Below are 8,671 nucleotides of genomic sequence, written 5' to 3'. Positions count from 1 at the left end.
TTTGTGGGATGCTTACACGCAGCTGCTGATATATCTGTAATAATTTAAGAGTCACTGATAATTGCTGATTATCGGTATTTCTGCAAATGTGGGATGCAGCCATCGATAAGTACCTAACTTCCCCACTGATAACTGATAACTTCCCCACTAATAACTGATAACTGATAACTTCCCCACTGATAACTGATAACTGATAACTGATAATACCGTGTTCTCACTCCCCCAAACCAGTCAAAGACAAAAAGAAATCCTTGAGATAGTTCTCGGCAACGGTTGGGACTATATGCGCGGGGTTTTAACCCTAGGAAAAACGGAAAATCCCCAGATTCCCACCCCAGAAGTTCTCAAAAAAATCCTCGTGGAATTGGGACCTTTTTATGTCAAATTGGGACAGTTACTTAGTACCCGTCCCGATCTGCTACCCGCTAATTATATCGAGGCTTTAACTGCTCTACAAGCGCAAGTTCCTCCCGTTGCTTGGACAGATATAGAAATAGTCATCACCGAACAGTTAGCAAAACCGATCGAACAGGTATTTAAATATATTAATCCCCAACCAATCGCCGCAGGCTCGATCGGGCAAATTCATCGGGCAACTTTATTATCTGGGGAGGAAGTAGCGATTAAAGTCTTGCGTCCGGGGATTGAAAAAATTGTCGCCCAAGATAGTGCCTTAATTAAGGGAATTGCTGATTTAGTTGCCCTAACAGAATTTGGTCAAAGTTATGACGTTGTTAACTTAGCAGAGGAGTTTATTAAAGCAGTCAATGCGGAATTAGATTTCACCCAAGAAGGTCATTATACTGACCAATTACGCTATAATTTAACCCAGAGTCGGTGGTCAGAACCCAAACAGTTAGTTATTCCTAAAATTTATTGGGACTTAACTAATTCCAAGCTATTAGTGTTAGAATGGTTAGAAGGAAAACAAATTTTAGAGGCCGATGTTTCTAGACCGCCAACTGAGCAAGCAATTTCCCAAAGAAAAAGTGAAATAACTAGAATTTTGTTTCGGTCATTTTTTCAACAAATTTATATTGATGGCTTCTTTCATGCCGATCCTCACCCGGGTAATATTTTCTATCTTGACGATGGTAGAGTAGCTTTAATTGACTGTGGTATGGTGGGCAGATTAGACCCGCAAACTCAACAAATTTTAACAGAATTGTTATTGGCAATTGTTGACTTAGATGCGAAAAGATGCAGTCAACTAACTATTAAATTATCTGAGTCAGTAGTCCCGATTACTTTAGTACAATTAGAGGTAGATTATGAGCGGATGCTGCGAAAATATTATAACCTCAATTTAAATCAAATTAACTTTAGTGAGGTGGTTTATGAACTTTTGCAAATTGCCCGTCGCAATAGAATTAAACTTCCAGGTAATTTAGGTTTATTCGCTAAAAGTCTCGCCAATCTAGAAGGAACTGCCCGAAAATTTAATCCTGATATTAATATCCTAGAAGAAGTCAAACCGCTATTAACTAATATTCTTGAACAACAGTTAATCGGTAGCACTCCCCTACAAACTGCCCTAAGAACAGTTTTAGACTTGAAATCTTTTTCCCTGAAATATCCCCGTCAAATTGAAGTTTTACTAGATGGTTTAACCTCGGAAACTTTAAATGTTAATCTGAAAATTCGCGACTTAGATAATCTCCGTCGCAGTTTAGATAATTCCGCCAATCGACTAGCTTTTAGTGTGATTATTGGTTCCTTAATTATCGGGGCCGCCATTGTCACAGCCAGCACCCAATCTCGGCAATTAACTATTATTAGTACCGTATTATTTGCCACAGCTAGTTTTATCGGTTTATGGTTAGTTGTCGGTATCCTGCGATCGGGTAGATTGCGCTAGAAATTATCGCCATTAAATTAAGATTTGTTGTTGTAAAAATTTCGCCCACCGACTAGCCAATTCAACTTCAGTAAAGGGAATTTTTTCAGGCGATCGCTCCTTAAAGATAAATTCTAGGAAAGGGGAACCCTGCGGGGGAAGAGCATCTAAATCCACCACTTGATTATTAACTAACAAACGGATTTCTTTGACCTCCTCTAGGGAAAAAGTTTGTAAATTAATCACTCCCTTACGAGTTGGCTTTCCCCAAGTGATAATTTTATCTTTTTGACCTAAGACAGAATATATATCATACTTAGCTCGATCAAAGTTTTCGGCCCATTGTCGATAGATTTCCACTTTTTGGTATTCATTCCAACCACTCCAAGCCAACCAAATAAACAGAATTAATAAAGGTGTCCACAATAAACCGCGTTCCATAAACTATCTCTCCAAAATTCTGGCCAATTAATCGTATTTTAGGCTAATTTGCAGCCAGGAATTATCAGCCGTCGGCCTTTTTTCCCCACTTCCCAACCCGAAACGGTCAAACCCTTTGCTAATTTTTGGCTTTTTACTTGCTATAATCGAGTGTCGAATTTGAGTAGGAGACGGGAGAAAATGGCCGATTGGCAGGAAATAGAGGGGGGGATCACGGCCCCAAAAGGATTTAAATCCGCAGGGATGGCCGCGGGCCTAAAACCGTCCGGTTTGCCCGATTTAGCCCTCATTGTCTCGGAAACAGAAGCGATCGCCGCCGGAGTCTTTACCACCAGTCAAGTGCGGGCCGCTTGCGTCGATTATTGCCGTCAACGCCTACAAACTAAAGCCAGCGCCAGGGCGATTTTGTGTAATGCCGGCCAAGCAAACGCCGCCACGGGGGAAGCTGGATGGCAAGATGCTCTCGATAGTGCCGCCGCCTTGAGCCAAGTTTTAGGGATTCCCGCCGATGCAATTTTGCTGGCATCTACGGGAGTGATCGGGCAACGGATTCGCATGGATGCGTTAACCGCCGCTTTACCGACCTTAGCAGGTTTATTGTCGGAAAATGGTGGCGAAAGCACGGCCCGGGCGATTATGACCACGGATCTAGTCCCCAAATCGATCGCCTTGCAAACCACCATCGATGGTCGTCCGGTCACAATTGGGGGAATTGCCAAGGGATCGGGGATGATTCACCCGAATATGGCGACGATGCTCTCCTTTATTACCTGTGATGCCGCAGTATCGACGGTTCTCTGGCAAAGTATGTTAAGTCGGGCGGCTAATAAAAGTTTTAATCAGATTACGGTGGATGGGGACACCAGTACCAATGACAGTCTGATCGCCTTGGCTAATGGTCAATCGCGCACCACGGCGATCACAGAAATGGGCCGGGATGCCCAAAAGTTAGAGGCCATGTTAACGGAAGTTTGTCAATACTTGGCCAAAGCGATCGCCCGGGATGGGGAAGGAGCCACCTGTTTAATAGAAGTGCGGGTTTCGGGGGCGGCCGATGATCAGTCCGCTCGTCAGATTGCTCGCACCATTGCTGGTTCTTCCTTAGTAAAATCGGCGGTTTTCGGTCGAGATCCTAACTGGGGACGAATTGCGGCGGCCGCGGGCCGGGCCGGGGTTGTCTTCCATCAAGAAGATCTACAAATTAAGTTAGGCGACTTCGTGATGATGGAAAATGGCCAACCTCTGGCGTTCGATCGAGCTAGTGCCAGTAATTACCTGAAAGCGGCAGCAAGCGGGGCTTATTTACGAGAAGATACCGTTTTAATGTCTATCTGTATCGGTAACGGTTCGGGAACAGGTACGGCCTGGGGTTGCGATCTTAGTTACGATTACGTCAAAATTAACGCCGAGTACACCACCTAGGGTTTGCTGAAAAAGCTTTTCCTAGGGGCAGGGTGTGGGGTGTGGGCTTCGGCCGTGAGCTCAGCCGAACGGGTGTGGGGTGTGGGGTTTTACCCATTTTCAGGACGTTCGGCGAAGCTCAGTCGAGTGGACGGTGAGCCTGTCGAACCGCCGTGGTCAATTACCTAATTTTCAGGGAAAAAGTACCTGAATTTTCCCCCCAATCACTCCAAAGGTCGGCACTTTTTGAGGGAAAACAAGTCTAAAAACCCTATCCAACAAGGTTTTTAGATTTATTCAGCAAGCCCTACTTAAAGCGATCGATTCTCTAAACAGGCTCTCTTGTCCTTGCTGGATTGTATCCCAACAGCTTGATCAAAGGTTGACGTTAGGCTCTAGTCTATACCGACAATCTCGATGATCGATCCTGTTGATTACACAGCAGCCGAGAGAGCCGATTACTCGATTAACAGATAAACTTTAATGGTTGGATTGTAAGTAGCTGGTTATAATTAAATTAAAAATGGATTTTAGGTTCGATCCCCCCTGCCCCCCTTGATAAGGGGGGTGCCGATCCCCCCTTAGTCCCCCCTTTAATCCCCCCTTATTAAGGGGGGCATCTGACAACTTTTAACGCCTACCTACTTACTTCTTTTCAACCAACCTCGAAAACAGTTTTGTCAGTCCCTCAGTTTCTTGGCAAAATCCATCTATTGGCGGGGAAAACGCTACATGGCCCAGAAAAAATCACCACGAATTCCTTTAGAATTGCACCAGATCAAGGCTTACGAGTTTTATCAAAAACGGCTGGCATCGGGTAAAGAAGGCAATGAGATAGATGACTGGCAGCAAGCGAAAGAATATTTTAGCCAACATCCCAGAGCGATTCTTGCTTGGAATCTAAAAATGCCCTATCGCGGGGGAAAAAGGCTAATTAAAAGATTGTTGCTATCGCTCCAGTCTCTTGTCAGAGTTGCTTGGAAACTGCTAATCTTTCCCTTCTGGCTATTTCAGCAAATACCTGGACTTTTTGCCCGTGAAGACAAAGACAGCCGCACCTTTGCCATTGATGTGGTCAAAACGATTATTTCTGCCCTGGGATTAATTGCTACCCTTTCGGCAGGAATCGGACTTTTTGTCAATTATCGCAATTCTCAAGCGGAAATGCGACTGACTCAGGAACGTCTTATTACCGAGCGCTTCTCGAAAGCTGTCGAGCAAATCGGTAATACTAAAGAGGAGGTGGTAATTGGCGGCATTTATTCCCTAGAGCGAATTGCCAAAGATTCTCCCAAGGATCAATGGACAATTATGGAAGTGCTGACTTCCTACATTCGTAAAAATTCCCCCATTCCCTCGAATATTGAACAACTGGAGCCAGCGGCAAGACAGAAAGTCCTAGAAAAGCTCCCTTCCGTGAGTATTCCAGTTCAGGCCGCTTTAACGGTAATCGGGCGGCGTAAAGTTGAAAATGACCAGGCCGGGGATAATTTGGCTGGAACAACTGACTCTAATAAAATTAAAATTCTTGATTTAAGCCAGACAAATTTGAGGGGAGCCAACCTCAACCGGGCTAACCTCAACCGAGCCAACCTCAACCGAGCCAACCTCTACAGAGCCTACCTCAACGGAGCCTACCTCATCGGAGCCTACCTCAACGGAGCCTACCTCATCGGAGCCTACCTCTACGGAGCCGACCTCTACGGAGCCTACCTCTACGGAGCCGAGGATCTTCACCCAAAACAAATTAAATCGGCCTGCTTTTGGGAAAGAGCAATACACAGGGGAGCCTACTGGGATACTGATAAACAATTATGGGTGGCTGCGGACTGGGAAGCCAATCAACGAGAAATCGACAAACTCAAAAGGGACAAAAACTCAGATCCGCCAAATCCGATTGATTGTAATACTAAATAGGGCTTGCGGCAAAAAGTACGGGCGAAGCATTCGGATAGAAAATCTCCGGTTTCACCGATAGGTTATTGCCCGAATGCTTCGCCCCTACAGGACGCGGGCCGATGAAAACGCAAGGTTTGGAAGCACGATTCTCTCAAAATCTTGCACCTGTTTCGCCAGAAAAGCCACAAAACCCTTACCTTACCTACATTTCACATTTATTCAGCCAACCCTAAATATTATGAAAACTTTTCTGACTTTTCTTCAGCTATTTATGAATGTCTGAATGATGCCCATCTGAAACATAAAAAAGAACTGAATTCCTTGCTTACTCTACCATTTCAGAAGTTGAATAAATCTCAGATTATGAACGTCTAAAGTATAGTTGGTCGTTAATTGCCATGTCTGCTATGATACAATCAGGGGGTGCTGCTTTAGCAAAGATTGATAGTGAACACTCATTATTATATTAATAAATATGAATAAATATGAAGTAATTTAAGTTTCCAAGAGAATGAACCCGATCTTTTTTACTATGGGGGTAAAACTGATTTTCAATTTCTCAGGTTGAAAGGTGAACCCAGATTAAGCTATCTGAACAATAAGAGGACAAGCCAATGTTTGAAGATTTTACCTATATTACCGATGAGGCTTTTTTAGAGAATTATTGGTGGGAAGAAAAAGTTATCTGTTCCCACTGCCAAGGCAAAGGAAGAATCTATCTAGAGACAGAGAATGAATCCGTCCCCTGTAAATTCTGTGAAGGTGAAGGCATTATTCAACGAAAACAAAAGGAGACTAACTATTCCTAAAAATCTGTATAATTAGATACCATAAATTAAAAATCTTCTTGAGTTAAAACCTCGGGCTGACATTGTTTAATTTCGCTGTTAATCCCCACGGCAGATTCCGATTGTAGGTCTTCGATATAACCGGATTGATGGGATAAAGCTTCAGAAAAACTCTCAAACGGACCGAAATAATAGAGACATTTCGGCTGGGTGGTGGTGATCTCTATCCACCAGGGTTGAGGTGGTAAACTAGGCTTAATGGAGACAGTTTCTGGGTCAAGAGGCTTTATACTGAGAATCCTGGCACCTTGGCGCAGGAGGCGCTGTGTTTCTTGACTCATGCGGCTTTTAGGTACTCGCAGGACTGTCCGGGAGAAGCGTTGAGGCAAAGAGCCAGAAGAACCGGAAAAAACAACTTCATAGAGAAATATTTGATTCTCTCCCTGATTATTAGCCTCTAGCATACAGAAAAGATTCTCTTTTGGGGGTAAGGGTTAAAAAAAACAGACGCTACTTTGAGCAGATGACTCAAGCAAAATCATCTCCTAACAGAGTAGCGCATCTTGATACCATAGCATAGAGCGGCAAAAAGTTAGGTTTTGACCTATTCTCCCCTCACAGTATGGCTTAAGGGGAGATTCTTCCACAGGAAGAACCCGATAGAGTTCTTTATGATGCTGTAGCCGGATATATGGCTGTTATCTTAATGGTGAGGCACAAAGTTTTTGTTTTCGGGAGTCGGTCGTCGATGCCCAATCCTGTTATACTTCATCTTTATGATAAACAATGTTAATAATATTGACAACAAATAGAGTTTTTTAACAAATATGCAGCCACCAAAATTAAGCTTAGGAACCAGATTATTTTTATCCCATCTCCTCGTTATGGTGGTGGGATTGAGTAGCTTTATTATCATTGCTAAATTATCTTCTCCCCGAATGTTTGTTTTGCGTTTGGAACAGTTAGAAAGGCAGGGATTTTTTACCGTGCGTTCAGCGAGAACTTTCTTGGTTAGGGGTTTTGAGACGGCTTGGGATAGTAGTGCTATTTGGTCATTTATTGCGGGAGGAAGTGCAGCTGGTTATCTGAGTTTTTTGGTTTCTCAACGCATTATGAAACCGGTAAAACAAATGAAACAAATCACTAAAAATTTTGCGGAAGGGGATTTATCGGCGAGAGTTCCAGAAAGCGAAATCCCAGAATTAAATCAATTAGCCATCAGTTTTAATCAGATGGCGATTAGTTTAGCCGATGTGGAAAAACGTCGCCAGGAATTAATCGGTGATCTTACCCACGAATTACGCACACCTTTAACTGTGGTGCGGGGATATCTGGAAGAATTAGCCGATGGTGCGATCGAACCTAATCCAGAACTTTATCAGAAATTAGTGAAAGAAACTCGCCGGCTAGAACGTTTAACCCACGATCTACAGGAGCTATCGCGAGCGGAATCTGGTTATCTCTCGATTAAACTGCAACCTGTTAATTTATTAACTTTGTTAAATTCTCTTATCGAAAAATTTGCCGATCAATTATTAGAAGATGGACCGACTTTACAGTTAGATTGTCCCCCCAATTTACCATCTGTCATGGCCGATCCCGATCGCCTTGAACAAATTTTAGTTAATCTGCTCGGTAATGCCATTCGTTACACCGATCAGGGTGCAATTACTCTGCAAGTGACAAGGGACAAAAATCACCTACAAATTGCCGTTATCGACACGGGAATCGGCATCGCAGCAGAGGATTTACCCTTTATTTTCGAGCGCTTTTGGCGGGCCGATCGTTCTCGTTCCCGTTATTCTGGGGGTAGTGGTATCGGTTTAGCAATTACCCGTCGTTTAGTGGAATTACACCAAAGTCAAATGGAGGTAGAAAGTGAATTAGGTAAAGGCAGCACTTTTCGTTTTTCCCTAGCAATATCTCCGAATTGGGAGTAGGGGTTTTTTTAGTGATCGGTAAACAGTAATCGGTAAGGGGAGACGGGAGAAGGGGGAGATGGAGCGGGGAGAGAGAGTTTGAGCATTTGTACTAAAATATCTAATAGACATCTCCAAAAATTATAACCCAATCACAGCTTGCTTTTAGTCTGCGTACTAATTAGATAGTTCTATAGCTGAAATGTACATCTATCGTTGCTAATTTAATTTTACTGAAAAAATATGAGAAAAATGAACTACCCCGCCGCAAGCGGACGGGGTATCAGAATCAAAATAGACTCAATTGTAGATTTTGGTGTAGCTGCAGGTATTCTTTATCTTGTTCTTTTACATATCTCGCTATCATACCTTCATCCCCATGCTTT

General features: G+C 43.3%; 7 protein-coding genes and 2 pseudogenes. 6 read left to right on the top strand and 3 right to left on the bottom strand.

Translation table 11 applies throughout. The features are described 5' to 3' along the window. Window positions 1-208: 208 nt before the first annotated feature. The gene (locus ACOCD9_RS07510) at window positions 209-1,858 is read left to right on the top strand and encodes an ABC1 kinase family protein (protein ID WP_104396606.1); all 1,650 of its coding nucleotides are present in this window, start codon (window positions 209-211) and stop codon (window positions 1,856-1,858) included. Between the two features lie 12 nt (window positions 1,859-1,870). On the opposite strand, the gene ACOCD9_RS07505 is transcribed toward ACOCD9_RS07510, so the two are convergent. After that, window positions 1,871-2,278 carry a hypothetical protein gene (locus tag ACOCD9_RS07505; RefSeq protein WP_024969066.1) on the bottom strand — a complete coding sequence of 136 codons (408 nt, stop codon included), beginning with the start codon at window positions 2,276-2,278 and terminating at the stop codon, window positions 1,871-1,873. A 180-nt stretch (window positions 2,279-2,458) separates the two neighbouring features. Here ACOCD9_RS07505 and argJ point away from each other — a divergent pair, with 180 nt between their 5' ends. From argJ to ACOCD9_RS07485, 4 genes and pseudogenes are all read left to right on the top strand, one after another. Continuing rightward, a complete protein-coding gene (argJ, locus tag ACOCD9_RS07500) occupies window positions 2,459-3,700 on the top strand; it encodes a bifunctional ornithine acetyltransferase/N-acetylglutamate synthase (protein WP_002736235.1) in 1,242 nt (413 codons plus the stop codon). A gap of 711 nt (window positions 3,701-4,411) precedes the next feature. Then, window positions 4,412-5,596 (top strand): pentapeptide repeat-containing protein, encoded by a 1,185-nt coding sequence (locus tag ACOCD9_RS07495; RefSeq protein WP_419546954.1) that lies wholly within the window; start codon window positions 4,412-4,414, stop codon window positions 5,594-5,596. Between the two features lie 213 nt (window positions 5,597-5,809). Next, window positions 5,810-5,953 (top strand): annotated as a pseudogene (locus ACOCD9_RS07490) (IS630 family transposase); the annotation flags it as partial. Between the two features lie 239 nt (window positions 5,954-6,192). Continuing rightward, complete coding sequence (locus tag ACOCD9_RS07485; RefSeq protein WP_002737105.1) at window positions 6,193-6,387, top strand: hypothetical protein; 195 nt, start codon at window positions 6,193-6,195, stop codon at window positions 6,385-6,387. A gap of 26 nt (window positions 6,388-6,413) precedes the next feature. Here ACOCD9_RS07485 and ACOCD9_RS07480 read toward each other — a convergent pair whose 3' ends face one another. Next, window positions 6,414-6,830, bottom strand: a complete 417-nt coding sequence (locus tag ACOCD9_RS07480) for a DUF1816 domain-containing protein (protein ID WP_002737782.1) — start codon at window positions 6,828-6,830, stop codon at window positions 6,414-6,416. Window positions 6,831-7,193: 363 nt separating this feature from the next. On the opposite strand from ACOCD9_RS07480, the gene ACOCD9_RS07475 reads away from it, so the two are divergent. Further along, entirely contained in the window at window positions 7,194-8,306 is a 1,113-nt protein-coding gene (locus tag ACOCD9_RS07475; RefSeq protein WP_287704500.1) for a sensor histidine kinase, read from the top strand. Window positions 8,307-8,574: 268 nt separating this feature from the next. On the opposite strand, the pseudogene ACOCD9_RS07470 reads toward ACOCD9_RS07475, so the two are convergent. Then, window positions 8,575-8,671 (bottom strand): annotated as a pseudogene (locus ACOCD9_RS07470) (IS200/IS605 family transposase); the annotation flags it as partial.

This window comes from Microcystis sp., assembly GCF_048564745.1.
Taxonomy (GTDB): Bacteria; Cyanobacteriota; Cyanobacteriia; order Cyanobacteriales; family Microcystaceae; genus Microcystis; species Microcystis ichthyoblabe_A.
The sequence above is the reverse complement of the archived record's forward strand: the minus strand, read 5'-3'. Positions and strand labels throughout refer to the sequence as shown.

Excerpts from the sequence above, each read along its gene's own strand:
- ACOCD9_RS07505 (WP_024969066.1), bottom strand. The coding sequence starts at position 2,278 with ATGGAACGCGGTTTATTGTGGACACCTTTATTAATTCTGTTTATTTGG.
- argJ (WP_002736235.1), top strand. The coding sequence starts at position 2,459 with ATGGCCGATTGGCAGGAAATAGAGGGGGGGATCACGGCCCCAAAAGGA.
- ACOCD9_RS07495 (WP_419546954.1), top strand. The coding sequence starts at position 4,412 with ATGGCCCAGAAAAAATCACCACGAATTCCTTTAGAATTGCACCAGATC.
- ACOCD9_RS07485 (WP_002737105.1), top strand. The coding sequence starts at position 6,193 with ATGTTTGAAGATTTTACCTATATTACCGATGAGGCTTTTTTAGAGAAT.
- ACOCD9_RS07480 (WP_002737782.1), bottom strand. The coding sequence starts at position 6,830 with ATGCTAGAGGCTAATAATCAGGGAGAGAATCAAATATTTCTCTATGAA.
- ACOCD9_RS07475 (WP_287704500.1), top strand. The coding sequence starts at position 7,194 with ATGCAGCCACCAAAATTAAGCTTAGGAACCAGATTATTTTTATCCCAT.